Source organism: Mycobacterium sp. URHD0025, from assembly GCF_000426065.1.
In the GTDB taxonomy this organism is placed as follows: domain Bacteria; phylum Actinomycetota; class Actinomycetes; order Mycobacteriales; family Mycobacteriaceae; genus Mycobacterium.
In genome coordinates this window covers 378,657-404,265 of the sequence record NZ_AUEQ01000008.1, presented here as the reverse complement: position 1 = coordinate 404,265, position 25,609 = coordinate 378,657, and the positions used below count along the sequence as shown (strand labels likewise).

Genomic DNA, 25,609 nt, shown 5'->3' with positions numbered 1-25,609 from the left:
GCGCGGCGATTGACCTGGACAGTGTTGGAGCACTGGCAGATCAGCGGCGGGCGATACAGATCCGGATCAGAAGTTCCTGTCCGGCGAGCGGAATCCTGTGGCGGTCGGGTGGACCTCGCTGTGCCCGCACCACGGCGCACCCGCACAACACCGCACAGCCGACGATGAGTGCGACCACCGACAGCGCGGCCGCGGTGGCGATGGTCCGCGGCAACACCGCCGCGGCGAATCCCTCCGGCGAGTGGGACGCAGGATTGTCGCCGACATGCGGGTGGTCGAGCATCAGCGCATCGCTGCCGGTCCCGATCGCGGCGGACACCGCGTGAGGCAGATGCACCGGCTCGTCCCGGCTCGGCGTCTGCCACTGCCCGGCCAGAGCGGCCGCCCACAGGACGATCGCCATCATGGCCGCAAGCCGTGACGCGGTCCGAATCATCGGAACCGTCTCAGCCGCAAGCTGTTACTGACCACGAACACCGAGGAGAACGCCATCGCGGCGCCGGCCAGCATCGGGTTGAGCAGGCCGGCCGCGGCCAGTGGCAGTGCCGCGACGTTGTAGGCGAATGCCCAGAACAGGTTGCCCTTGATGGTGGCCAACGTCCGCCGGGACAACCGGATGGCGTCGGCGGCCGCCCGCAGATCACCGCGCACCAGGGTCAGATCGCCGGCCTCGATCGCCACATCTGTGCCGGTGCCCATGGCCAGGCCCAGGTCGGCCTGGGCCAGCGCGGCAGCGTCGTTGACACCGTCACCGACCATGGCCACCACCCGGCCCTCATCCTGTAGCCGCTTGATCACGTCGACCTTGTCCTGCGGTAGCACCTCGGCGTAAACCTGTTGCACCCCAACTTGTTGCGCTATCGCCTGCGCTGCGGCCTCGTTGTCGCCGGTCAGCATGATCGGTTCGAGGCCGAGGGCGCGCAGCTGCTCGACCGCCTCTTTCGAGGTGGCCTTGATCGCGTCGGCGACCACCAGGACCGCGCGTGCCCGACCGTCCCACCCCACGGCGATCGCCGTCCGGCCCTGGTCCTGAGCCTCGCGCATCGCGGTGTCCAGCTCAGCGGACAACTGCTGTCCCCAGTCGGCCAGCAACTGGCGCCGGCCCACCACCAGGGCATGGCCGTCGACGACACCCTGCACCCCGAGCCCGGCCACGTTGGCGAAGCCCTCCACCGCGGGCAGCTCGCCTACAGTGTCTTTGGCGGCGGAGCGAGCACCCTTGGCGATGGCTTGGGCAATCGGGTGTTCGGAGCCGTCCTCGACCGCGCCGGCCAGCCGCAACACCTCGGCGGGATCCTCGCCCGGCGCGGCGATCACGTCCAGCAGCGTCATGGCGCCGGTGGTCACGGTTCCGGTCTTGTCCAGCACCACGGTGTCCACCCGGCGGGTGGATTCCAGCACCTCGGGCCCCTTGATCAGGATGCCGAGCTGCGCACCGCGCCCGGTGCCGACCAACAGCGCCGTCGGGGTGGCCAGACCCAGTGCACACGGGCAGGCGATGATCAACACCGCCACCGCGGCGGTGAACGCCGCGGCCACCGAACCTCCGGTCCCCATCCAGAATCCGAGGGTTCCCACCGCGAGCGCGATGACGATCGGCACGAAGACCGCCGAAACCCTGTCGGCCAGGCGTTGCGCCTGGGCCTTGCCGGACTGGGCGTCCTCGACCAGCCGGGCCATCTGGGCCAGCTGCGTGTCGGATCCGATTCGCCTGGCCCGCACCACGAGCCGGCCGCCGGCATTGACCGTGGCGCCGACCACCTGGTCACCTGGTGCCACTTCGACGGGCACCGATTCACCTGTGAGCATCGAGACGTCGACCGCCGACGAGCCGTCGACGACCTCACCGTCGGTGGCGATCTTCTCGCCAGGCCGGACCACGAACTCGTCGCCGACGGCCAGCGAATCGATGGGGATGCGTTGTTCCACACCGTCTCTCAGGACCGCGACGTCTTTGGCGCCGAGCTCGAGCAACGCCCGCAGTGCCGCGCCGGCGCGACGTTTGGAACGCGCCTCGAAGTACCGGCCGGCCAGGATGAAGGTCGTGACGCCTGCGGCGACCTCCAGATAGATGTTGCCGGTGCCGTCGGATTGAGAGATGGAGAGCGAAAACGGGTGCGTCATCCCGGGCATCCCGGCGGTACCCCAGAACAGGGCATACAGCGACCAGCCGAACGCCGCGATGGTGCCCATCGAGATGAGCGTGTCCATGGTGGCGTTGCCGTGACGCAGATTCGTCCAGGCGGCCCGGTGGAACGGCAGCGCACCCCACACCACGACCGGTGCGGCCAGGGTGAGTGACAGCCATTGCCAGTTGGTGAACTGCAACGCCGGAATCATCGCCATGGCCACGACCGGCACGGTCAGCACGGCGGACACGATCAGCCGGGTGCGCAACGCAGCGGTCGGATCGTCCTCGGCACGGGTTTCGACCGGTCCGGTGGCGGGCAGTTGTGCGGTGTAGCCGGCTGTTTCGACGGCGTCGATCAGCTGCTCGGGCGTCACCTCACCCGCCACGTCGACAGTGGCCTTCTCTGTCGCGAAGTTCACCGTCGCCGTGACACCGTCCAGGTTGTTGAGCTTGCGCTCGATGCGTCCGGCGCACGAAGCGCACGTCATCCCGCCGATCTCGAGTACGACGTGTCCGGTCGCGGTGCTCACGGTGCCCCCTCAACGGTGAATTCGGCGGTGTGCACCGCATCGCGGTGCTTGAAATCCAGGAACAGCCGGTACGTGCCGGCACTGGGAAGGGTTGTGTGGAAAGCGATCTGCGGGCCCGGCGCGGTCGACGGATCGCCGGCATCGCTCATCGGATGGACATGCAGGTATTCCAGGTCCGCGGCGCGCACCGCGACCAGGTGACCATAGGCCCCCAGGTATGGCTGCAGGTCGGTGACGGGCTTGCCGTCCCGGCTGACGGACAGCGTCAGCTCCGAGGGCCGGCCGGACCTGGTCACCCCGGCGAGGGTCACGGTGTAACCGTCGACGGTGGCCGTTGTGGCGGGTGCGGGCAGCGGCTGTCGCTGGTATTTCCCGGCGACGGTCATATCGGCGCCGAGCGTCATCGCATCGCCGCCGGCCGGCACGACGTCGGCGAACACGCGGTAATCCCCGGGCTTGGTCAGGTCCAGCGGAACACTCCAGGTGCCGGAATCGTCGAGCACGGGATGCACGTGCTGGTAGTCGGCGAGATCGCGGCGCACCACGATCAGATGCAGCAGTTCGTCGTGACTCTCGACGTACTCGGTGACCGGCGCGCCGGAGCCGTCGACGATGCGGAACCGCAGCGGTACGGCGGGGCCCGACGGCAGATCCGTCTCATCGAGTTGCAACGTGTACTGCGAGCCATGGTCTGCAGCGTGACCGGCGCCGTGTCCGTCTACGGGGTCGCCGGCCGGCATGACCGCAGAGCCGATCCCGAAGGACACGGCGAACACCACCACAAGTCCCACGACGAACCCGATGAGCTTCTGCGGCGTACTCATGATCGACCTCGGCTCAACTCGCGACGGCGTAGCCGGCCTCGGCTACCGCGTCGCTGATCGCGGCCGGATCGAGCCGGCTCTCGCTGTCGATGGTCACCTGCCCGGACGCCAGGTCGACCTCGACGGTGCGCACACCGGGGAGTCCGCCGACCTCCTCACGCACCGATGTGGCGCAATGTCCACACGTCATGCCGGTGACCGTGACGGTTTGGGTACTCATGCACATTCCTCCTGAAGTCAGCTCGTCCTACATCCATACTATACCCCCCTAGGGTATCAATTCCACGGCTCCCCCGGTCGACTGCTGCAGTATGGGCAGATGGAGCAGATACCGGGCGGCTACCGGGCCCTCGTGGTCGACGATGAAGCCCCACTGGCCGAGGTGGTCGCGAGTTACCTCACCCGCGAACAGTTCGAGGTCACCGTCGCTCACGACGGGACCGAAGCCGTGCGACTGGCCCGCGAGGTCGACCCTGACGTTGTCGTCCTGGACCTCGGCCTGCCGGGCATCGACGGCGTGGAAGTCTGCCGATCGCTGCGCACGTTCTCCGACGCCTATGTCGTGATGCTCACCGCCCGGGACACAGAGATGGACACCATCGTCGGACTGTCGGTGGGAGCCGACGACTACATGACGAAACCGTTCAGCCCACGCGAACTGGTGGCCAGGGTCCGGGCGATGCTGCGCCGGCCGCGGGTCTCCTCCGCCGCGGCGACCGACGGCCGGGTCTTCGGTGCGCTGCGCATCGACGTCGACGGACGTCAGGTCTTCCTCGATGGTGAGCCGATCATGCTGACGCGCACCGAGTTCGATGTGCTCGCCGCCCTCTCGGCACGCCCCGGCGTGGCGCTCAGCCGGCGTCAGATACTCGAATCCGTCTGGGAGACCACCTATGTCGGCAACGAACACCTCGTCGACGTCCATATCGGTCACCTCCGCCGCAAGCTCGGCGACGATCCCGCCGACCCGGTGTACGTGATCACCGTGCGCGGCGTCGGATATCGCATGGGCACCGGGCAGGACGGCCGGCGATGAGCCTGGGCCTGCGCACGCGACTGCTGTCGGCTCAGGCCCTGGTGCTGCTGACCGGTGCGGGAACCACCGCACTGGTGGCCGCCGTCGTCGGGCCGCCTCTGTTCCGCGAACATCTGCACCGCGCAGGGGTATCCGGTGATTCGGCCGAGCAGATGCACGCCGAGGAGGCCTACGTCTACGCCACGGCGATCTCGATCGGGGTCGCGTCGTGCGTCGCGATCCTCGCGGCACTGATCGTCACCTGGTACTTCGGCAGGCGCCTGCAGCGGTCGCTCACCCAGGTGTCCCAGGCTGCCACGGCCATCGCCGACGGCCGCTTCGACTCCCGGGTTCCACCGGCCCATCTGGGCGACGAATTCGACTCCCTGGAAAGTTCTTTCAACCAGATGGCCGCGAGATTGGCCGCCGTCGACGCCGGCCGCCGCAGGCTGTTCAGCGATCTTGCCCATGAGATCCGGACTCCGGTTTCGGTGTTGGAGGCCTACTTCGAGGCCATCGAGGACGGTGTGAGAACCCTTGACCCCGGGACGGTTTCGATGCTGCGCCAACAGACCCACCGGCTGGTCCGGTTCGCCGACGACGCGGCCGCCCTGGCCAAGGCCGAGGAAAGCCCGGCCACGGTCACCCCCGCAGCGGTCGCGACGCACACCGTCGTGGCCGCCGCCGTCGCCGCGGCCCAGGACCGGTTCGACGACAAGGGGGTGACGCTGAGCTGGCAGGCCGACCAGGACCTGCCGCCGCTGTGGGCCGATCCGCACCGGCTGGCCCAGATCCTCGGCAACCTGCTGGACAACGCGTTGCGGCACACCCCGGCCGGCGGCCGGGTGACGATCGACGCCACGGCCGGCCCGGACAGGAGCGTCACGCTGACGGTGACCGACACCGGGGAGGGCATCCCTGCCGAGCACCTGCCCCATGTCTTCGAGCGGTTCTACCGGGCCGACACGGCTCGCGACCGCGACCACGGCGGATCCGGCATCGGGTTGGCGATCGTGAAGGCCCTGGTCGAGGCGCACCGCGGCCGCATCAGCGCAGCCAGTTCGGGGACCGGGACCACCTTCACGATCATCCTGCCGACCGGTTAGAGCGAGCTCAGGATCTGCCGCATGGTGTCGATCTCCTGCTGCTGGGTCTTCACGATGGTGTGGGCCATCTCGACCGCAGCGGAGTACTTGCCGTCTTTGATCTCATCCTGGGCCATGGTGATCGCGCCCTCGTGGTGAGCGATCATGTGCGTCAGGTACAGCTTGGCCGCCTCGGCGCCCTGGGCGTTGCGTAGCGCGGTCATGTCCGTCTCCGACACCATGCCCTGCATGGCGGGCATGTTCCCGTGCCCCATGTCGCCGTGGTTCATGTCGCCGTGGTTCATCGGCGGCATGGGCGGGTTGCCCCACTGCTTCAGCCAGCCCTGCATCTGCTCGATCTCCGGCGCCTGGGCGCCCTTGATCTGGGTGGCCAGCTCGGTCACCCGCGGATCGATACCCTGCTTGCCCAGCAGCACGTCACTCATCTCGACTGCCTGCTGGTGGTGCGGAATCATGTGCTGGGCGAACATCACATCGGCATCGTTGTGCGCCTCGGCGCTGACCGGCGCACCGGCCGCAGCCGAGGTGCTCGTGCCGTTGGTCATTTCCAAGTCCGCGGTCCGGTCTGCCTGGTCATTGCTACAACCGGCCACCAGGACCGCCGCGACCGCCGCGCCGGCACTCAGCATCATCAGTTTCGTCATGCCTCAAGCCTCCCGAGACTCGATGTGGCTGTCCTAGTCGTTCGATGAAGATTCGATAAAGCTCCGCGGATCGCTATGCGGGCCTGGCACGGAAGAGCTTCACGTCGCTCTTGACGCCCTTGAGGCGGCGGGCCCCCGCGAACGACCAGACGAATCGGTCTTCCTCGCCCTCCTTCCGCGCGATCGCCGTACGGGTGGACTCGGCCACCAGCACGGTCCCGGGCCGCGCCACCCCGGTGACTCGGCTGGCCAGATTCACCGAGCTGCCGAACCAGTCACCGGCCCGGCTCACCGCGGGGCCGGTCGCCAGACCGACCCGCAGTCGCGGGAAGTCCGCATCCGTTTCGGTGGCGGCCACCAACTGCAGCACCGCATCGAGCAGCGCCGCCGGATCGGGACTGACGAGCATCACCGCATCGCCGATCGTCTTGATCAGCCGCACCGGGCCGACGGCCACTGCGCGTGCCGCGTCGGCCAGCCGATTCGCCAGCCGCTCAAGGTCTTCGGGCTGCACGACCTCGCCCAGCCGGGTGAACCCGACGATGTCGGCGAACGCGATGGTGACCAACCGGGCACCGGGCAGCGGAACTCCCTCGGCCCGCTCCGAAGCGCTCACCGCCTCGGTCTCCATCGCATGCCGCAGCTGGACGAACAGCATGTCCCGGATCATCGGGCCGATCAGCGGGGCAGCCTCGGCGACCAGTGCCTCGCTCGCCTTGGCGGTTTCCAGTTCCGTCGCTCCAGGTGTCAACACCGCCGCCAGCGCGGCATAACGCATCACCTCGGCGGCCCGGCCCAGCCCCTCCGACAGCACCCGGGTGATCAAGACGAGTTCGTCCGGGGCGATACCGAGCTCAAGGAACCGCTCGGCGAAGCCGACCGCCTCGGCGTCGGCCCGCAACAGCACCGCTGCATCGGGATCCTCGACGGTTGCCAGTCCCATCGCGCGTTGCAGCCGCTGGACAAGGCCTACATCCAGTCCGGTCTGCTCGCTGATCTCCCGGGTGGACACGTAGGTGCCGTCGTCCCCGGCCACCCGGCGCGAAGCCAACAGCATCGGGGTGACGGCCTGACGGATCTGATCGGCGGTGATGCCGCGCGACAGCAGCCATTCGACCAGCTCGGCACGCTGTGCACCGGCCTCGCCGTCGAGCCCGTCCAGGAGAGTGGGGTCGGCCACCATCAGGTCAAGGTATACCCACGCACCGCATGAACCGCCGGAGCTGTCGAAGAACTCAACAGTGTCGACATGTCCTGTGGGTAGCGGACGTCCACGATCACCGAGTCCCCGAAGCGGTAGGGCCTACCGGCCACCAAGCCGGCGAACTGCTTACGCAGTCGCGACATCTCGGCGCGCACCGTCACCACCCTGGTCCGATCGCCGTAGAGATCCTCGGCCAGCTCCGGTGCCGACCGGCCCTGACGGCTGGTCGCCAGCACCAGCAGGATCTCGGCATGACGGCTGGAGATGCTGCGCCGCCAATTGCCGAACTGGCCGGCCATCTCCAGCGACGGTTCGCTGTCGCGCAGGTCCAGGATCACCCGCGACGGCGCCGCATCGGGCTCGGCCTCGTCGGCGACCCGCACCAGCCATCCGCCCGGCAGCGCCTCCACATCGCACATACCGAAGGGGGGAATCCAAGCCCGTCCCGGTAATCCGTTCTCGGGCAACAGGATCCGGTTGTGCAGCGGCAAGGAGTCCACCGCGGCGACCCAGCCCTCGGCATCGACGGCGAGCGCCGGGTTACCCACCCTGGCCAGAATCGGTGCCGCCACGGCGCGCAACCGGTTCAACGTACGGTCATGCGACTCGCGCAATTGTGATTCCGCGAGCCGCGCCACCAGATCCACCAGCGCGACGGTGGTCGGATGCACCGTCGAGGCCGGGCCGGACACGTCCACGATGCCGATGACCTGACCGGTCCGCGGATCGCGGATCGGCGCACCGGCGCAGGTCCACGGGTGGTGGCTGCGCAGGAAATGCTCGGCCGAGAAGATCTGCACCGCACGGTGTGAAGCCAGCGCCGTACCTATCCCGTTGGTGCCGACCGCGCTCTCACTCCACGTCGCCCCCTCGATGAAACCGAGGCGATCGGCAAGGCTGAGGACCCGCGGCGAGCCCGAACGCCAGAGCACCCGGCCGCGGGCATCGGCCACCACCAGGATGTTGTCCTGCTCGATCACCGAATCCAGCCCCCGCGATACGTCATCGAGGATGGCGACCAGACCCGACGTTTGCCGCAGCATGTCCAACCCTGCCGTCTCAACGCGCGGCGGGGTGTGGTGGTCTGGATTTATCCCCTTTGCCCGCAACCGATTCCAGGAATCCTCGATCACCGAGCGGGGCCGCGCCGGTGACCGATCACCGGACATGGTGGCGTCGTACACCTCAGACAGCAGTCTGGCGTACCGGCGAGGGTCGTCGCCCACGGCAACCGCGGGTTCGGGGATGCGGGGTCCGGGCATCATCACCGATTGTGCTCCACATCACACCAAGGCGCCAATCTCCGGTTACCGATACACCAACCCCCCGTCGATCAGACCCGCCTGACCGGTCATGTAATCGGCATCCGGGCCGGCCAGATAAGCGACGAATCCGGCCACGTCCTCGGGTGTTTCCGGCCGCCCCAACGCGATGCCGCCCGCGTACTTCTGGAACGTCTCCCCCTCGGCGGCACCGGTCAGCTCGGCGAACCGCTTGTCGATCTCGACCCACATGTCGGTGCCGACGATCCCGGGACAGTATGCGTTGACCGTGATGCCCGCCGACGCGTACTCCTTGGCCGCGGCCTGCGTCAGGCCACGCACCGCGAATTTGGTTGCGCTGTACACGCCCAACATCGCGAAGCCGTCATGACCGGCGATGGACGAGGCGTTGATGATCTTGCCCGGACGGCCCAGCTCGATGAACTTGGCTGCGGCAGCCTGGATTCCCCACAGCACTCCGTCGACGTTGATCGACCACACTCGGGCGACGTCGGCGGGCGTGACCTCGGCAATCGGTCCGACCAGCGCGACCCCGGCGTTGTTGATCATGATGTCGAGCCCACCGAGGGCGGCCGCGGCGTGCTCGACCGCCGCGTACACCGAGTCCCGATCACTCACGTCGGTGACGAAAGTCGTCGTTTTCGAGCCGATTTCGGCGATCTCCGCGGCGACGCCGTCGATTCCGTCCGCTACCACGTCGACCAGGGCGACGGCGGCACCTTCCCGCGCCAGTCGCAGCGCGATCCCCCGTCCGATCCCGCGGCCCGCGCCTGTCACCAGCGCCACCTTGCTCTGCAGCGTCACGATGCGCCCCCGCTCGGATCGACCAGAACCTTCATCTTCTGCCCTGCGTGCAGAGCCTCGAACCCCTCGTCGATCACGTCGTCGATCGCAATGGGCGTGACCCATCCCCTCGTGTCATAGACCCCCTGTGCCATGAGATCGATGACCGCCTCGAAATCCGCCGAGGTGTAGCACAGCGAACCTTGGATGCGGGATTCGTTCATCACCAGGTTGAGCAACGGTGTCGGCAGCGGCTTCTCGTAGATCGCGACGCTGACCGTCGGTTTGCGGGCTCCGACGCACGCCGTGGCGGCCGCGATGGCCGGTGCCACGCCGGCAGCGTCGAATGCGGCGTCGGCCCCGCGTCCCTCGGTGTGATCGGCGATGAAAGCCGGAACGTCCGTGGTTGTCGGGTCAAGGGTCTTGGCGCCGAGCGCCTCGATGGCAGTCCTGCGGGTGGGCGACGGTTCGCAGACGTACACGTCGTCGAGCCCCTTGCCCCGCAGCGCGAACCACAGACCGATGCCGATCGGGCCGGCACCGAAGATCACCGCGGTGTGCAGCGGGCCGACCTCGCCGAGGGTGGCGGCGTGGTAGGCCACCGACATCGGCTCGACCAGCGCGCCGAGTTCGAGGGAGACATTGTCAGGGAGCCGGTGCAGCATTTCCGTTGGCACCACGGTGTATTCAGCCATGCCGCCGTCGGACATCAGGCCGTGGAAGCCGATCTGCTGACAGACGTTGTAGGTCCCGGCCCGGCACGGTGCGCAGTGCCCGCAACGGTAGATCGGCTCGACGGCGACCCGGTCACCCGGGGCGTAGTCCGTGACGCCGGCGCCGACCTCGGTGATGGTTCCCGAGAATTCGTGCCCCATGGTCAGCGGAAGCTGCCGTCCGGTCAGCGGATGCGGCTCGGTCGGCACGAAGATCGGACCGGCATAGTATTCATGCAGGTCAGTACCACAGATCCCGTTGAAGCCCACCTTGATCTTGACGGTGCCGGGTGTCGGATCAGGCTCCGGAACGTCGGCGACTTCGACCTTGTTCGGTCCGTAGTACACAGCTGCTCTCATAGTGGACTGTCTAGGCGCATTGCCGGGCGCAGCGTAAGGGTTGCAAGACGTTGCGCCGTCAAACGTCGGGGGTTTGCAACCCCGTGCAACCCTTGTTGCGGTTGCCCACACGGTGTGGGCTGGGCCACATGACACAGACCACCGCCGCACCGCTGGCCACGCTGTCACCACAGGAACGGGTTGACGCCTGGCTGGCCGATTTCGAATCCGCACTGGCCGATCGGGACATCCAACGCGTCGTCGGGAAGTTCGCGACCGACAGCTTCTGGCGTGACCTGGTTGCGTTCACCTGGAACCTCAAGACCCTCGAGGGCCGGGACGGCATGGCCGACATGCTGACGGCACGCTTGGACGACACCGATCCTTCCGGTTTCCGGACGGCAGAAACTCCGACCGAGGAATTCGACGGAGAACACGTCGTCACCTCGGCGTTCATCGAGTTCGAAACCGCGGCGGGCCGGGGCAAGGGCCATCTGCGACTGCGCGACGAGCTGGGCTGGACCCTGCTGACCACATTGCAGGAGCTCAAGGGCCACGAGGAGCGTAAAGGCGCCAACCGTCCGCTGGGCGCCGTGCACGGCTCGGATCCGGACCGGCGGTCATGGGCCGAGAAGCGCCTCGACGAGGATCTGACCCTGGGCTACAGCGAGCAGCCCTACACCGTGGTGATCGGCGGTGGCCAGGGCGGTATCGCACTGGGTGCCCGGCTGCGCCAGCTCGGCGTGCCGGCCATCGTCGTCGACCAACACGAGCGGCCCGGCGACCAGTGGCGCAAGCGCTACAAGTCGCTGTGCCTGCACGACCCGGTCTGGTACGACCACCTGCCCTATCTGCCGTTCCCGCCCAACTGGCCGGTGTTCGCGCCCAAGGACAAGATCGGCGACTGGCTGGAGTTCTACACCCGGGTCATGGAGGTGCCGTACTGGAGCTCGACGACCTGCTTGTCGGCGTCCTACGACGAGGACGAACAGCGGTGGACCGTCGAGGTGAACCGCAACGGCGAGCCGGTGACGCTGCGGCCGACGCAGTTGGTACTGGCGACCGGGATGTCGGGCAAGCCCAGCATCCCGACGATCCCGGGCCAGGATGTCTTCCGCGGCGAGCAGCACCACTCCAGCCACCACCCGGGCCCAGACCAGTACACGGGCAAGCGAGTCGTGGTGATCGGATCCAACAACTCCGCGCACGACATCTGTAAAGCGTTGTACGAGAACTACGTCGACGTCACGATGGTGCAGCGCTCCTCGACCCACATCGTGCGCTCGGAATCACTGATGGAGCTCGGCCTCGGCGACCTGTACTCGGAGCGGGCCGTCGCGGCGGGAATGACCACAGAGAAAGCCGACCTGACTTTCGCGTCCCTGCCTTATGCCATCATGGCCGACTTCCAGCGGCCCATCTACGATGCAATCCGCCAGCGCGACAAGGACTTCTACGCCCGATTGGAAGCCGCCGGATTCGAGCTCGACTTCGGCGACGACGATTCAGGCCTTTTCATGAAGTACCTTCGCCGAGGCTCGGGCTACTACATCGACGTCGGCGCCTGCGAGCTGATCGCCGACGGCAGCATCAAACTCGCGCACGGCGAGGTGGACCGGCTGACCGAGGACTCGGTGATCCTGGCCGACGGCACCGAACTGCCCGCCGACGTGGTGGTGTACGCCACCGGGTTCGGTTCGATGAACGGCTGGGCGGCCGATCTGATCAGCCAGGAAGTCGCCGATCGGATCGGCAAGGTCTGGGGCCTGGGCTCGGGCACCACCAAGGATCCCGGGCCGTGGGAAGGCGAACAACGCAACATGTGGAAGCCCACCCAACAGCCCAACCTGTGGCTGCACGGCGGCAATCTGCACCAATCCCGGCATTATTCGCTGTATCTGGCGTTGCAGCTCAAGGCCCGCTATGAGGGCCTGGCAACGCCGGTGTACGGACTGCAGGAGGTCCATCACCTGAGCTGACGACCTACGACATGGCGCCCCGAACGTGACATAACCCCCACGCCGTTCGGGGCGCCCGCGTGCGCGGCGTATACATGCGAGGGTGACCGAGCTGCTGCACGGGCTGGCACCCATCGCCGGTCGGGAGCCCCGCGTACTGATCCTGGGAAACATGCCGAGCGTGATGTCGCTGGCCTCCGGTCAGTACTACGGCAATCCGCGAAACGCATTCTGGCGCATCACCGGGTCCCTATTCGGGTTCAGTGCCGATGCGCCGTATCAGGATCGGGTGGCGATCCTCCACACACACCGCATTGCGGTGTGGGACGTGCTGCGGTCCTGCCGAAGGGTGGGCAGCCTGGACTCGGCCGTGGAACGAGACAGCATGGTACCCAACGACTTTGCCGGGTTCTTCGCAGCACACCCCACGCTGCGGCAGGTGGTGTTCAACGGTGCTGCGGCCGAATCGAACTACCGGCGTCTGGTGGGCACTCCTCCGGTTCCATGCGTCCGGGCACCGTCGACCAGCCCCGCACAGACGATGCGCTATGAGGACAAACTGAAGGCCTGGCAGGCCGCGCTGGGAGTCATGGGCGGCTAGGCCCGCGTCGTCGTGCCCGTTGCTCGATTCGCTACCCATGGGAAAAGTCCCATCGTGCCTGTGCGGCAACCCGGCCCCTCTGCTGTTGCTGCGTTCTATCCTCGATGCAGCGGGTTCTCCGACGGCCGGGGGCTTCGAATGACGGAAACTACGACATGCCGTGCGTGTGGCACCGAGCCGCGGGCAGGTGCCCGGTTCTGCGACGTCTGCGGCGCACCGGTCAAGGTGGCACCTAACGCCGAATACAAGCAGGTCACCGTCTTGTTCGCCGATGTGGTGCGCTCCATGGACATCGCAACGACGCTGGGCGCCGAACGGCTCCGCGAGATCATGAGCGAGCTGTTCAACCGCTCCGCCGCGGTAGTCCGCCGCTACGGCGGCACCGTGGACAAATTCACCGGCGACGGCATCATGGCCATATTCGGTGCACCCGTGGCGCTGGAGGACCACGCTTTTCGGTCCTGCCTGGCGGCATTGGAGATCCATCAGCAGACCGCACTCCTGGCAGTGCAGGTGAAGGCCCGCGATGGCCTCGACCTGCAGTTGCGAATCGGGTTGAGTTCGGGTCAGGTCATCACCGGCGAGGTGGGCACCGACACGATGAGCTACACCGCGATCGGCGAGCACGTGGGCATGGCGCAACGCATGGAATCGGTCGCCCCACCGGGCGGAGTGATGCTGACCGAATCGACCGCAAACCTGGTCAAAGACACCATGAAGCTTGCCGACCCAGAGATGGTCCAGGTCAAGGGCGCCAGCCAGAGGACTCGGGCCCGCAGGCTCCTCGAGGTCAATTCCGCACACGACCTACTCGCTGTCGGCGAGTCGAACCTCGTCGGCCGGGGCTGGGAGTTGTCCGCCGTAGAAGGCATTCTCGAGCGCTCGGTCCAGGGGCACGGCAGCATCGTCCTGCTGGTCGGCGGGCCCGGGATCGGCAAGAGCCGGCTGGTCAGCGAACTCGCGGCCAAGGCCACTGCGCGCGGGGTGCCGGTGCACTCGACATTCTGCGAGTCGCACACCACCGAAATCCCGTTCCACGCCATCACGGGACTTCTGAAGGCAGCATTCGGCGTGGCCGAACTCGACCGCGCGGCGGCGCGTACGAAGGTCCGCACCCAGATTCCCGACGACGCCCCGGCCAGCCTGCAGCTGCTCGACGACCTGCTCGGCATCGCCGACCCCGACGTCGTCCCACCGGCGATAGACCCAGACGCTCGGCGGCGCCGGCTCACCACCCTGGTCAATGCGGCATCGCTGGCGCGAACGACACCGGCGGTCTATGTCGTCGAGGACGCGCACTGGATCGACGGCGTCAGCGAATCGATGTTGTCGGATTTCCTGTCGGTGACACCGCAAACCCCCTCCCTCGTCGTGATCACCTACCGTCCCGAATACCACGGCGCACTGAGTCATGTCCATGGTGCGCAGACGATTGTGCTTGCCCCACTGGATGATTCGGAGACCTCGACGCTGATCACCGAGCTGCTGGGAAGCGGCGACGGGGTGGCAGGCCTGACCGATACCATCGCCGCGCGCGCTGCCGGCAACCCGTTCTTCGCGCTGGAGATCGTGCGCGATCTGACCGAACGCGGTCTGCTCCGTGGCGAGCGAGGCGCCTACGTGCTGTGCGACGGGCACGGCCGCGTGAGCGTCCCCGCCACCCTGCAGGCGACCATCGCCGCGCGTATCGACAGGCTCGATCCGGCGGCCAAGCGAACCCTGTGCGCCGCGTCCGTCATCGGGTCACGGTTCAGCGCAGGTTTGTTGACCTGCCTCAACACCGATCCGGTGTTCGAGGAGCTGATCGAAGCCGAACTCATCGATCAGGTGCAGTACACGCCTCATGCGGAGTTCGCGTTCCATCACCCGATGGTGCGGACCGTCGCATACGAATCACAGCTCAAGGCCGATCGCTCAGAACTCCACAGGCGTCTGGCCGACACCATCGCCGATCGCGAACCCGGACAAGCCGACGAGAACGCGGCATTGATCGCCGAACACCTGGAAGCCGCCGGTGACCTACGGGCGGCTTACGCCTGGCACATGCGCGCCGGAGCGTGGGCCAACAGCCGCGATACCGCTGCGGCGCAAGTGTGCTGGGAGCGCGCCCGCCAGATCGCGGACTTGTTGCCCGCCGACGATCCGGACCGGGCGGCGATGCGGATAGCACCACGCACACTGGTGTGCGGCAACGGCTTCCGAAGCAAGGTAACTGTCTCCGGTGCCCGATTCGAGGAACTTCGTGAGCTGTGCGAGGCCGCCGGAGACAAGGCATCATTGGCGATCGGCATGGCCGGGCTGACCGGTGAACTGATGCTGCAAGGCCGGGTCCGCGACGCGGCGCGGCAAGTTTCCGAGCACATGACGCTGATCGAGTCCATCGGCGATCCGACACTCACCGTCGGACTGTCCCCCACACCGATCGCCCTCAAGATCGAGAGCGGCGAAATGGGTGAAGTGCTGCGCTGGTCGCAGACGGCAATCGATCTGGCCGACGGCGATCCCACCAAGGGCAACTTCATCATGGGGTCACCGCTGGCAGCCGCGTTCGCTGCCCGCAGCATCGCGAAATGGGCTCTCGGGCTTGATGGTTGGCGTGCGGATCTGGAACACGCGCTCGCCATGGCACGCACCACGGACAAGTTCTCGCATGCCCTAGTCATCACCTGGACGTACTTCACCACGTTGTCCTGCGGGGTTCTGCTCGCCAGCGACGAGGCGATGCGTGACATCGACGACGCCCTGCAGATCACCGAAGGAGCCGGCGACGATATCGCGCTCGGCCTCGCCCGGGTGACCATGGGATATGCCTTGCTGAATCGAGAGTCTCCGGCCGACCGCGAGCGGGGATTGACGATCCTCGGCGAAGTCCGGCAGATGTGTCTGAGCGGACGGTTCTACCTGTCCGAACTTGTGGGTATCGACGTGTACACCGCACGCGAGCGCGCCAAACGCGGTGACCGCGCAGGCACGATCCGGATACTGCGCCAGGCAATCGACGACCTATTTCACAGCGGGCAGCTTTCGTACAACATCCTGGCGACGGGCATTCTCGCCGAGACCCTCGTGGACAGGGGCGCCAAGGGGGACCTGGCCGAGGCTGAGGCCGCCATCAACAGACTGGCCGCGATCCCTGTCGAAGATCGCCTCATCCTTCGCGACATCATGCTGCTGAGGAGCCGGGCCCTCATCGCCCGCGCGAAAGGCGACGACGCCGGCTACCGCGAATTCCGGGACGGATACCGAGACATAGCGAGCAGGCTCGGCTTCGAGGGGCACATGGCTCTGGCTGCGGCGTTGCCCTGAGCGATCAGGAAATCTGCGTTTGCGTGTCGGTGCGTGGTGGCATAATCGAACACATGTTCGACGGGGATTCCGATGATGGCGGTGCAGCGCTGATCGACGCGATCACCGCCGGGGCGCGCGCGGAATCGGCAGCGATCGCCGCGCGGTTGGCCGCGATCGGGGAACTGGATACCCGCCGCGAACAGGAACTGGCCGAGACCGTTTTTTGGACCACCGATCCGTTCGAGGAGGTGGCCGCCGAAATCTCAGCCGCCCTGCGGATCAGCCGCAACCGGGCAGGTACCCAGATCCGGCGGGCCCGAGTCTTGCGCGACAAACTGCCCCTGGTGGCAGCCCGCTTCGCCGCCGGCGACATCGACTACCGGGTGGTGTGCATCATCATCGCCCGCACCGAAACCGCCCATTCCTCGGTGTGGGCACAGCTCGATGAGGCACTGGCCTCGCGGGCACGCACCTGGATGCGTTTGTCGGAACGGCAGTTGCGTGAACGCGTTGATCAGCAGGTCGCCAAACTCGACCCCAACGGGGTGCGGGTGCCACCGGATCTGACCGAAGACGCGTTCGTTCAGATCGACCCCGGCAGCCCCGGACGGGCCACACTATGGGCCAACGTCGATGCCACCGACGCGGCGGCACTGGATCAACGCCTGGACGCGGTGGCCAACACGGTCTGCGACAACGACCCGCGCACTCATGCGCAGCGACGTGCTGCCGCGATCGGGCCGGTGGCCCGCATGCAAGCCCAACTGCGGTGCCTGTGCGGGTTACCCGAATGCCCGGCCACCCAGAAGCGGGCCGCCGCCAATGCCGCGGTCATTCATGTGCTGGCTGAGCAGGCCACTGTGGATGGCACCTCCAATAATCCCGGCTATCTGCCCGGGCATGGCATCCTGCCCGCCCAATCGGTGCGCGATCTGGTGGGCTCGGCCAAACTCAAGCCGGTGCGCATACCCGCCGAGACGGCCGCGCCCACCAAACCCAGCACCCCCGCCGCACCCGCCGCACCCGCCGCACCCGCCGCGTCAGCCGAGACGGTGAAATCCCGTGAGTCTGCCGACCCGGCCAAATCCACCGGACCGGCTGATCCTCCTGCGCCCATCGAAACGCCTGACCCGCCTGAGGTATCCGAACCGAGCAAGCTGGTCGAGCCCACCGAACCGCCCGCACACACTGAACCGGCTGAGATGCCTGAGCCGTCCGATGCGGGCATGTCGAGCGAGCCCGGCAGGCCGACAGAAACCAGCGCACCGGACGATGCGGGCGAGCCCGGGTACCGCCCGTCGGCGGGGCTCTCCGAATTCATCCAGTGGCGCGATCTGACCTGCCGATTCCCCGGCTGCGACGCCCCCGCCCAACGCTGCGACATCGACCACACGGTGCCCTACCCGCTGGGACCGACCCACCCGTCCAACAACAAGCTCTACTGCCGGGCCCATCACCTACTGAAAACCTTCAGCGCCGGCTGGTCGGATCGCCAACTACCCGACGGCACCATCGAATTCACCGCACCCACCGGCCACACCTACATCACCGAACCCCACGGCGCCGCCCTGTTCCCCACCCTGGCCCAACCCACCGGCAACCTGCACCAGCCCGAACCCGAAACACCCCACCCCAACCGCGGCGCGAAAATGCCGACCCGCCGACACACCCGCGAACAAGACCGCCAACACCGCATCACCGAAGAACGCTGCCTACGCGCCGAACTCAACAACAACCTCGAACACGAACGCCAATTCCAAGCCTGGATCGCCGAACACTACGAACCACCCCCACCATTCTGAGTGCTGATCGCGTACTCACCCGGTGTGCTGCCCAGCATGGACCGGAAGTCGTTGATGAAATGGGCCTGGTCATACCAGCCGAGTCGCACTGCGAGGTCGGCGAAATCCACGCCGGGTGAACTCTCGATCTCCAGCGCCGCCTGCTGCAGGCGGTACCGGCACAGCACCCACTTGACCGTCACACCGACGTAGCGGCGGAACACCCGCTGCGTGCTCCGCGTGCTCCACGGCGCGAGCGCCATGACCTGCTCTACCCGATGCAATGACGCGTCGTCACGCATCCGGTCAATCAACGGCACCAACGCCCGGTACGTTTCGTCCAACGGCGCTTTGGACGCCGCGATCGTGGCATCCAGGCGGGCGCCGGCGATGTCGACGTCCTCCCCCAGTATCACTGGGCCACCCAATAATTCGTCATCGACCGAAGCTACCCGCCCGGTCATCGCGGCAGCGTCGCCGCCGAACCGCGCGGTGAAGCCGCCGGGCCGGAATCGTGCCCCCACCACACCGCCCCGACCGCTGATCGTGATGCGGAAAACCTTCGGCACCACCCCGTGCAGCAACGTGCTGGGAAGGCGATGGCCGTGGCGCACAACATCATCCCCCCACTCACGGGTCAGATGCATGGCAGGAAAGGTGATGACCGTGCTCTCGAACGGACCCGCCTCACGCCGGTCCCAGGTCACCGACCAGAAATGCTCGACAAACCTCGCGGCCTCCGCTGTCGGCGGCCACCTGCGCAGGTCGAAAGCCGAGGCATTGCCGGCGCGGCCGACCACGCCCCGCTCTGGCGCATTTTGCTCTGGCGCGTTTTTCCAAGCGGCCATGGACCACAGCCTACGAAACTGGTCGATATGAGTGTCACACCGATTCCGGAGGGCTACACCAGCCTGACCCCGTTCATCTGCGTCGACGGCGCGGCCAAGGCGATCACGTTCTACCAGAAGGTGTTCGGCGCCGAAGTCGTCGAGCGAATGGACGGACCCGACGGCACCGTCGCACATGCCGAACTGGACTTCGGCACCGGCCGGCTGCAACTCGGAGACCCGCAGGAGGCCTATCAGATCGCAGCCCCGGCACCGGGGGCCGCCGCGACCCATTCGATCGGGCTGTATTGCCCAGACGTCGATGAGGTGGTGGCCCGGGCCGAGGAGGCCGGAGCGACGATCCGTGAACCCGCGCAGACTTTCGTCACGGGCGATCGGTTTGCCTCCATCCTCGACCCGTTCGGCCAACGCTGGACCGTGATGACCCGCGTCGAGGACCTCACGCCGGCCGAACGCGAACACCGCGTCGCCGAATGGGCGGCGACCGCCGGAGGCTAACGTGGCGGGATGTCTTGCGTGTTCTGCGCCATCGTCGCCGGGCGGGCGCCCGCCGTCCGCATCTACGAGGACGACGACTACCTGGGCATCCTCGACATCAGGCCCTTCACTCGGGGACATACCTTGGTGATCCCCAAGCGGCACACCGTCGACCTGACCGATACCCCGCCGGAGGCGGTGGCCGCGATGGCGGGCATCGGTCAGCGCATCGCCCGGGCCGCCCGGCGATCCGGGCTGCACGCCGACGGCAACAACATCGTGATCAACGACGGCAAGGCGGCGTTCCAGAGCGTGTTCCACATCCACCTTCACGTGGTGCCGCGCCAGACCGGCGACAAACTGTCCTTCGTCAAGGGCATGGTGGTGCGCCGGGACCCCGACCGCGAGGAGTCCGGGCGGCTGCTACGTGCGGCATTGGCGGAACTCGACGCGGCCGAGCACGATTGACTCCATGAGTGATCTGTCCCCCGTGGAGAAGATCGGCCTCCGGCTACTGCATGTCCATGACCTGATCTACCAAAAGTCGAACGGGATGGTCGGGCACCGCCTACCCGGTGTTCCGCCCAGCCTGCTGTTGCGCACCACGGGCGCCAAGACCGGCCAGGCCCGGATCAATACGCTGAGCTATGCCCGCGACGGCGAGGATTACCTGGTGGTCGCCTCGATGGGTGGCGCCCCGCGTTCACCGGGTTGGTATCACAACCTGAAAGCCCAGCCCCGCATCGAGATCAACGTGGGCCCGCGACGGCTCAGCGTCACGGCCAAACCGGTGCTGCCCGACGATCCCGACTATCAGCGGTTGTGGAAGATCGTCAACGACAACAACTCTCATCGCTACGAGGCGTACCAGAAGAAGACCAGCCGACCGATTCCGATCGTGGTGCTGACGCCTACGAGCTAGAACAGTTCCTTCGCCAGCAGTTCCAAGGTGGTGTCGCGTGCCGTCGCGGTGGCCGGGTCCGCGCCGCGGCGGGCCGAACCCACCGGGTTGACCATGACCTCGTCGACGCCGAATTCATCGGCCAGGGCACGAACCTGGTCGGCCGCCTCGGCCGGTGAGCCCACCACGGCACGCTTGAGGCCGGAGGCCACGACGGCCCGGGCCTGCGGGGTCAGGGTGCCCGACTCTGCCACCGCCTCGGCATCCTCGACCAGGTCGAGCGGGCCGAGGGGCTGGCCGGTGCGGAGCCGGCCCATCATCTGCAACTGCGGCAGGATAAGTGCCTCCGCTTCTTCCCTGGTGTCAGCCACCGAGGCGTTGACGGTCAGGAAGGTCACCGGCTCGGACGCCAACTCGCTGGGCTGGAATTCGTCGCGGTAGACCGCCAGCGCCTCCGCGGTGCCCTGCCCTGAGAAATGGTGGGCGAACACGTACGGCAACCCCTTGGCCGCAGCCAGGTGCGCCGAGTACATCGACGAGCCGAGCAGCCACATCCGCGGTTCGGTGACCGCGGCCGGCGTCGCCTTCAGCACGTAGTTCTCCCGCATCAGGTCGCGCGGCAACGGCACCCGCACCCCGCGGGCGCCCATCAGGGCGACCACGTCGTCGAGGTACTGGGGAAACGCCTCGATGTCGCGATCATCCCGGCCGGCGGCGCCACGCAGCGCCAGCGAGGTGACGGGGTCAGATCCCGGGGCCCGGCCGATACCGAGGTCGATACGGCCGGGGTGCATGCCCTCCAGCAGCGCGAACTGCTCGGCCACGGCGAGCGGCGCATGGTTGGGCAGCATCACCCCGCCCGAACCGAGCCGCAGCTGCGAAGTGTGCGCGGCCAGGTGCGCGATCAGCACCGGCGGACTGGTGGCGGCCACCGCAGGCATGTTGTGGTGCTCGGCGAGCCAGTAGCGGGTGTAGCCCAGCCGGTCAGCCGTCTGCGCCAGATGAGTCGTTGCCGTCAGGGCATCGGCAGATGTCTGGTCGGTACGTACCGGGACGAGATCAAGGACAGAAAGCCGCATGACAGCGTCAACGTCACGAGCCGTCCCGTTCGTTCCCGGCCACCTCAGCCGAAAGACGTTTGGCGGTGACGAAGATGTCGTCGAGCATGGCCTCGGTGAGCCGGCCGGTGAACGTGTTCTGCTGGCTCGGGTGAAAGCAGCCGAGCAGCGTGACGGGGCCGAAGACCGAGGTCAGAGACGTGGTCGCGCCATGGCCGAACTTGGGCGCGGGTTTGATGTTCGAGCCGATCAGCTCCAGGGCGGCTCGCCACGCAAAACCGCCCAACGCGATGACCACCCGCACCGACGGCCCGACGAGTCGCCATTCGGCCTGTATCCAGGCCGCACAGGTTGCCCGCTCGTCCGGGGTCGGCGCATTGGCCGGCGGCGCGCAGCGCACCGCGGCGGCCATGCGGGTGTCGATCAGCTGCATGCCGTCGGCCGCGTCGACGCACACAGCCTGATTGGCCAGGCCGGCCCGGTGCAACGCCGCGAACAGGAAATCCCCGGACCGGTCGCCGGTGAACACCCGCCCGGTGCGGTTGGCACCGTTGGCGGCCGGGGCCAGCCCGACGATGAAGATGCCGGGTTGCTCGGCGCCGAACCCGGGAGCGGGCCTCCCCCAATATGGTTGATCGGCAAAGGATTTCCGCTTCGCCACGGCCACCTCTTCACGCCAGGTGACCAGCCGGGGACAAGCCCGGCACACCGAGATCTGCGCGTCGAGCTCGTCCACCGTGGCGACCCGGGCCGCCAACCGCCGGGCCTGCGCTGCCGTCTTGGCCACCGGCGTCGACGCATCAGCAGGATCACCGGGCCACCCCGAACCGGGCGGCACGGGCGAGGCGAACAGAACCCCTGTCCGCGGATGTGGGAGATGAGACGTCGACACCTCGTCCACTGTGCCGGAAATTCCGTCGCGGCGGGTGCCGGTGCGCTGTTACATTCGGCCGCGATACCCCATGACGAACACCAGGCGCGGCCCACTGCTGCTGATCCTGTTCGCCGCATTGATGGCCGGCGCAGGAAACGGAATCACGATTGTCGCGTTCCCATGGCTGGTGTTGCAGCGCAACGGATCCGCACTCGAGGCCTCCATTGTCGCGATGGCCGGGACACTCCCGCTGCTCGTCGCCACGCTGATCGCCGGGGCGGCAGTCGACTATCTGGGCCGCCGGCGGGTCTCGATGATCTCCGATCTGCTGTCCGCCCTGTCGGTCGCCGCAGTCCCGATGCTGGCCCTGACCTTCGGCGTCGACGCGGTGAATGTCGTTGCGCTCGCACTACTCGCCGGGTTGGGTGCCTTTTTCGATCCGGCCGGGATGACCGCGCGTGAGACCATGCTGCCCGAGGCCGCCGGGCGGGCGGGCTGGACGCTGGACCACGCCAACAGCGTGTACGAGGCGGTGTTCAACCTGGCCTACATCGTCGGCCCGGGTATCGGCGGCCTGTTGATCGCCACCCTCGGCGGGATCAACACCATGTGGGTGACTGCCGGGGCATTCTGCTGCTCGATCCTGGCCATCTCGGTGCTACGCCTGGAAGGTGCGGGAACCCCGGACCGCACGGCATTGCCCGAGGGCGCGTGGGCGGGAATCGTCGAGGGGTTGCGATTCGTCTGGCACACACCGGTATTGCGCACACTGGCGATCGTCGATCTGGTGGCCACCGGGCTCTACATGCCGATGGAGTCGGTTCTGTTTCCCAAATACTTCACCGACCGTGACGAGCCGGCCCAACTGGGCTGGGTGTTGATGGCGCTGAGCATCGGCGGGCTCTTGGGTGCGCTCGGCTATGCGGTGCTGTCGAAATACATGAGCCGACGGGCCACCATGCTGACCGCGGTGATCACGCTCGGCGTGGCGATGACGGTGATCGCCTTCCTGCCACCGCTTCCCCTGATTCTGGTGCTGTGCGCGATCGTCGGCTTCGTCTACGGACCGATCGCACCCATCTACAACTACGTCATGCAGACCACCGCACCCCAGCACCTGCGCGGTCGGGTGGTCGGGGTGATGGGTTCACTGGCGTACGCCGCGGGCCCGCTCGGGCTGATCCTGGCGGGGCCGCTGGCCGACGCCGCTGGGCTGCACGCGACGTTCCTGGCCCTGTCTCTGCCGATGCTGCTGCTGGGGCTCGTCGCACTGTCCCTGACCGCGCTGCGCGAGCTGGACAGGCCACGAGCTGAGCTCAACTAAGCCCTGACCCGCAGTGGCGCAAAGGCTTTCGCCAACCGCTCGACCGCCGCGGGATCACCGTCGATGACCAGCCGGCCGTCGGACACCAGGTCGGGTACCCGAGCTGGGTCCATCGCCGCGGCCAGCACCTCAGCCTCGCCGGTGAGCGTCACGTCGACCGCCGTCCCGTCGTCGCACGTGTCCACGCTGTCCGGGCCGATGACCACCGCGGCCTGCCCGTCGGGGGTCACCAGGCGGACGGTGACGGGCGACTCGTCACGGTCCGCTCGGACGTAGGCGCGCACCGCGCGGATCAGCCATTCGGGACGCACGGCGTCGCCGGGCACGCGGGTCTCGATCAGGTGCCGGCCCCAACGGATGTAAGCGTTGATGACGTCCTCCAGGGCCCGGCCGTCATCGGTGAGCTCGTACACCGTCGTGGAGGCGGGTTGCGGCAACGTGCGCTTCTGGACCAGGCCGTGCGCCTCCAGATCACGCAGCCGCCCGGCCAGCATGTCGGTGGCGATCGGAGCCAATGAGCTCAACAGGTCGCCGTAGCGCTTGGGGCCCTCGAGTAGATCCCGGACCACCAGCAAGGTCCATCGATCCCCGACCAGATCCAGGCTCTTCGCCAATGCGCAGTGCTGTCCGTACGACCGTGACGCCATATGCCCAGGATAACTCGAATTGGAATTTCCAAGTTGGTACTTGTTTTTTCCAAGTTCGTCGGCTTACCGTGACGCCATGACCCTCGACCATCTGCTCACCGCCGCCACGGGCGAAGCCCTCGCCTTCGCCGACCTGCTTGAAAGCCTCGACCCGGCCCAGCGCCGTTCCGCCACACCGTGCGCCGGCTGGACCATCGACGACCTGGCCGACCACGTGGCCGTCGTCTGCTTTCGCGACGCCGAGTCCTACCACCGGGCGCGGGCCCAAATCACCACGCCGCCAGGGCAACTCACGCTTGCCAGCCCCGATCTGCCTGGCTCGATCCGGCTGGCGGTCGGACACCTGCAAGCAGCGTTCGACCAGGCACCCAGCCAGTGGCCGGTGATACCGGCCCCGTTCGGCGACTTGCCTGTGGCGGCCGCGCTGCGCTCGCTGATCCTGGAATTCGGGGTACACCTCGACGACCTGCGAGTGGCCATCGGCGAACGGCACTCGACGTTCTCCCCCGCCACCATCGAGGCGATCCTCGGGTTCGGCGAGTTGTTCCTGTTGCGCCAGGCCCAGCCGCTGGAGAGCGGCCCTGTCACCCTGCGCCTGAACGCGCCGTCGAAGTCCATGGCGATCACCTGGACCGGGAAGGACTGGGCCCCGGGGGCCGGCGCCGACGAGCACCGCGTCAACGGCTCTGACGACGCGATTGCGCGGCTCATGCTGCGCCGAGCCGAAGCCGACGACCTGGTTGCCGCGGCGATCCGCCCACTCTAGGAGAGAGACGAAATGACGACACTACCAACACCTCTCGTCGATATCGACGCCCTCCCGGTCTGCGATCACCTGCTCGACATGCGCATCGAGTTCGAATCGGTGCATGCCTTCTCCACCCCCGTGGGCACCCGCATGACATTTGTCGTCAAGCACGGCCGTTGCCTCGGTCCGCGCATCGCTGCCGACGTCCTGCCCGGCGGGGGCGACTGGCTGCTTCTCGGCAGCGACGGGGTGGCGCGGCTGGACGTGCGCGCGACGCTGCGCACCGATGACGGCGCCTTCATCCACCTGACCAACACCGGCCGGGTCCGGATGGACCAGAAGACGGCCAACCGGTTCACCGCCGGAGAACTCATCCGTCACGACGAGATGACGGCGCGGTCCAGTCCCCTCTTCGAGACCGACGACGAGCGCTACCGGTGGCTCAACGCGATCCACACCGTTGCCATCAACCAGGTATCGCTCAGCGAAGTGCACTACCGGGTATTCGCCGTCGGCTGACGCCCGCTCGTAG

General features: G+C 67.3%; 25 protein-coding genes. 12 read left to right on the top strand and 13 right to left on the bottom strand.

What is annotated here, in order from left to right; genetic code table 11:
• Positions 1-40: 40 nt before the first annotated feature.
• From lpqS to H977_RS0112205, 4 genes are read right to left on the bottom strand one after another with little or no spacing between them, the layout of a single operon-like run.
• Positions 41-436, bottom strand: a complete 396-nt coding sequence (gene lpqS / locus H977_RS33005; protein ID WP_155946609.1) for a putative copper homeostasis (lipo)protein LpqS — start codon at positions 434-436, stop codon at positions 41-43.
• Complete coding sequence (locus H977_RS0112215; protein WP_029108133.1) at positions 433-2,661, bottom strand: heavy metal translocating P-type ATPase; 2,229 nt, start codon at positions 2,659-2,661, stop codon at positions 433-435. Before H977_RS0112215 ends, lpqS begins: the two co-directional genes overlap by 4 nt.
• A complete protein-coding gene (locus H977_RS0112210; RefSeq protein ID WP_029108132.1) occupies positions 2,658-3,485 on the bottom strand; it encodes a DUF8832 domain-containing protein in 828 nt (275 codons plus the stop codon). Before H977_RS0112210 ends, H977_RS0112215 begins: the two co-directional genes overlap by 4 nt.
• A gap of 13 nt (positions 3,486-3,498) precedes the next feature.
• Positions 3,499-3,705, bottom strand: coding sequence for a heavy-metal-associated domain-containing protein (locus H977_RS0112205; protein WP_029108131.1), 207 nt, complete (start codon positions 3,703-3,705; stop codon positions 3,499-3,501).
• 99 nt (positions 3,706-3,804) lie between these two features.
• Here H977_RS0112205 and H977_RS0112200 point away from each other — a divergent pair, with 99 nt between their 5' ends.
• Positions 3,805-4,521: a response regulator gene (locus tag H977_RS0112200; RefSeq protein WP_029108130.1), complete on the top strand. Its 717-nt coding sequence runs from the start codon at positions 3,805-3,807 to the stop codon at positions 4,519-4,521.
• The gene (locus tag H977_RS0112195; RefSeq protein ID WP_029108129.1) at positions 4,518-5,606 is read left to right on the top strand and encodes a sensor histidine kinase; all 1,089 of its coding nucleotides are present in this window, start codon (positions 4,518-4,520) and stop codon (positions 5,604-5,606) included. Before H977_RS0112200 ends, H977_RS0112195 begins: the two co-directional genes overlap by 4 nt.
• On the opposite strand, the gene H977_RS0112190 is transcribed toward H977_RS0112195, so the two are convergent.
• From H977_RS0112190 to H977_RS0112170, 5 genes are all read right to left on the bottom strand, one after another.
• The gene (locus tag H977_RS0112190; protein WP_029108128.1) at positions 5,603-6,250 is read right to left on the bottom strand and encodes a DUF305 domain-containing protein; all 648 of its coding nucleotides are present in this window, start codon (positions 6,248-6,250) and stop codon (positions 5,603-5,605) included. The genes H977_RS0112195 and H977_RS0112190 overlap by 4 nt on opposite strands.
• Before the next feature lie 73 nt (positions 6,251-6,323).
• Positions 6,324-7,433, bottom strand: a complete 1,110-nt coding sequence (locus H977_RS0112185) for an adenylate/guanylate cyclase domain-containing protein (protein WP_029108127.1) — start codon at positions 7,431-7,433, stop codon at positions 6,324-6,326.
• A complete protein-coding gene (locus H977_RS0112180) occupies positions 7,433-8,716 on the bottom strand; it encodes a GAF domain-containing protein (RefSeq protein ID WP_196808218.1) in 1,284 nt (427 codons plus the stop codon). Before H977_RS0112180 ends, H977_RS0112185 begins: the two co-directional genes overlap by 1 nt.
• Before the next feature lie 45 nt (positions 8,717-8,761).
• Entirely contained in the window at positions 8,762-9,541 is a 780-nt protein-coding gene (locus H977_RS0112175; protein ID WP_029108125.1) for an acetoin reductase, read from the bottom strand.
• Positions 9,538-10,593, bottom strand: a complete 1,056-nt coding sequence (locus H977_RS0112170) for a 2,3-butanediol dehydrogenase (RefSeq protein ID WP_029108124.1) — start codon at positions 10,591-10,593, stop codon at positions 9,538-9,540. Before H977_RS0112170 ends, H977_RS0112175 begins: the two co-directional genes overlap by 4 nt.
• Before the next feature lie 128 nt (positions 10,594-10,721).
• On the opposite strand from H977_RS0112170, the gene H977_RS0112165 reads away from it, so the two are divergent.
• From H977_RS0112165 to H977_RS35810, 4 genes are all read left to right on the top strand, one after another.
• Positions 10,722-12,551, top strand: coding sequence for a flavin-containing monooxygenase (locus H977_RS0112165; RefSeq protein WP_029108123.1), 1,830 nt, complete (start codon positions 10,722-10,724; stop codon positions 12,549-12,551).
• An 82-nt stretch (positions 12,552-12,633) separates the two neighbouring features.
• The gene (locus H977_RS0112160; RefSeq protein ID WP_029108122.1) at positions 12,634-13,131 is read left to right on the top strand and encodes a DNA-deoxyinosine glycosylase; all 498 of its coding nucleotides are present in this window, start codon (positions 12,634-12,636) and stop codon (positions 13,129-13,131) included.
• A gap of 138 nt (positions 13,132-13,269) precedes the next feature.
• Complete coding sequence (locus H977_RS0112155; RefSeq protein ID WP_029108121.1) at positions 13,270-16,437, top strand: ATP-binding protein; 3,168 nt, start codon at positions 13,270-13,272, stop codon at positions 16,435-16,437.
• 53 nt (positions 16,438-16,490) lie between these two features.
• Positions 16,491-18,221 carry an HNH endonuclease gene (locus tag H977_RS35810; protein WP_029108120.1) on the top strand — a complete coding sequence of 577 codons (1,731 nt, stop codon included), beginning with the start codon at positions 16,491-16,493 and terminating at the stop codon, positions 18,219-18,221.
• Here H977_RS35810 and H977_RS0112145 read toward each other — a convergent pair.
• A complete protein-coding gene (locus H977_RS0112145) occupies positions 18,197-19,048 on the bottom strand; it encodes an AraC family transcriptional regulator (protein WP_029108119.1) in 852 nt (283 codons plus the stop codon). The genes H977_RS35810 and H977_RS0112145 overlap by 25 nt on opposite strands.
• Before the next feature lie 27 nt (positions 19,049-19,075).
• On the opposite strand from H977_RS0112145, the gene H977_RS0112140 reads away from it, so the two are divergent.
• From H977_RS0112140 to H977_RS0112130, 3 genes are read left to right on the top strand one after another with little or no spacing between them, the layout of a single operon-like run.
• Positions 19,076-19,546 carry a VOC family protein gene (locus H977_RS0112140; RefSeq protein WP_029108118.1) on the top strand — a complete coding sequence of 157 codons (471 nt, stop codon included), beginning with the start codon at positions 19,076-19,078 and terminating at the stop codon, positions 19,544-19,546.
• A gap of 9 nt (positions 19,547-19,555) precedes the next feature.
• Entirely contained in the window at positions 19,556-19,993 is a 438-nt protein-coding gene (locus H977_RS0112135) for an HIT family protein (protein WP_029108117.1), read from the top strand.
• A gap of 4 nt (positions 19,994-19,997) precedes the next feature.
• Entirely contained in the window at positions 19,998-20,447 is a 450-nt protein-coding gene (locus H977_RS0112130; RefSeq protein WP_029108116.1) for a nitroreductase family deazaflavin-dependent oxidoreductase, read from the top strand.
• Here the strand turns inward: H977_RS0112130 and H977_RS0112125 are convergent.
• A complete protein-coding gene (locus tag H977_RS0112125; RefSeq protein ID WP_029108115.1) occupies positions 20,444-21,505 on the bottom strand; it encodes an LLM class flavin-dependent oxidoreductase in 1,062 nt (353 codons plus the stop codon). The two genes, H977_RS0112130 and H977_RS0112125, sit on opposite strands and share 4 nt — an antisense overlap.
• Before the next feature lie 13 nt (positions 21,506-21,518).
• Complete coding sequence (locus H977_RS0112120; RefSeq protein WP_029108114.1) at positions 21,519-22,376, bottom strand: uracil-DNA glycosylase; 858 nt, start codon at positions 22,374-22,376, stop codon at positions 21,519-21,521.
• 70 nt (positions 22,377-22,446) lie between these two features.
• On the opposite strand from H977_RS0112120, the gene tap reads away from it, so the two are divergent.
• Complete coding sequence (tap, locus tag H977_RS0112115) at positions 22,447-23,682, top strand: multidrug efflux MFS transporter Tap (protein WP_029108113.1); 1,236 nt, start codon at positions 22,447-22,449, stop codon at positions 23,680-23,682.
• On the opposite strand, the gene H977_RS0112110 is transcribed toward tap, so the two are convergent.
• Positions 23,679-24,329, bottom strand: coding sequence for a winged helix-turn-helix transcriptional regulator (locus tag H977_RS0112110; RefSeq protein WP_029108112.1), 651 nt, complete (start codon positions 24,327-24,329; stop codon positions 23,679-23,681). The two genes, tap and H977_RS0112110, sit on opposite strands and share 4 nt — an antisense overlap.
• A gap of 76 nt (positions 24,330-24,405) precedes the next feature.
• Here H977_RS0112110 and H977_RS0112105 point away from each other — a divergent pair, with 76 nt between their 5' ends.
• Positions 24,406-25,095, top strand: a complete 690-nt coding sequence (locus H977_RS0112105) for a maleylpyruvate isomerase family mycothiol-dependent enzyme (RefSeq protein ID WP_029108111.1) — start codon at positions 24,406-24,408, stop codon at positions 25,093-25,095.
• A 12-nt stretch (positions 25,096-25,107) separates the two neighbouring features.
• The gene (locus H977_RS0112100) at positions 25,108-25,596 is read left to right on the top strand and encodes a DUF3237 domain-containing protein (RefSeq protein WP_029108110.1); all 489 of its coding nucleotides are present in this window, start codon (positions 25,108-25,110) and stop codon (positions 25,594-25,596) included.
• Positions 25,597-25,609 lie beyond the last annotated feature (13 nt).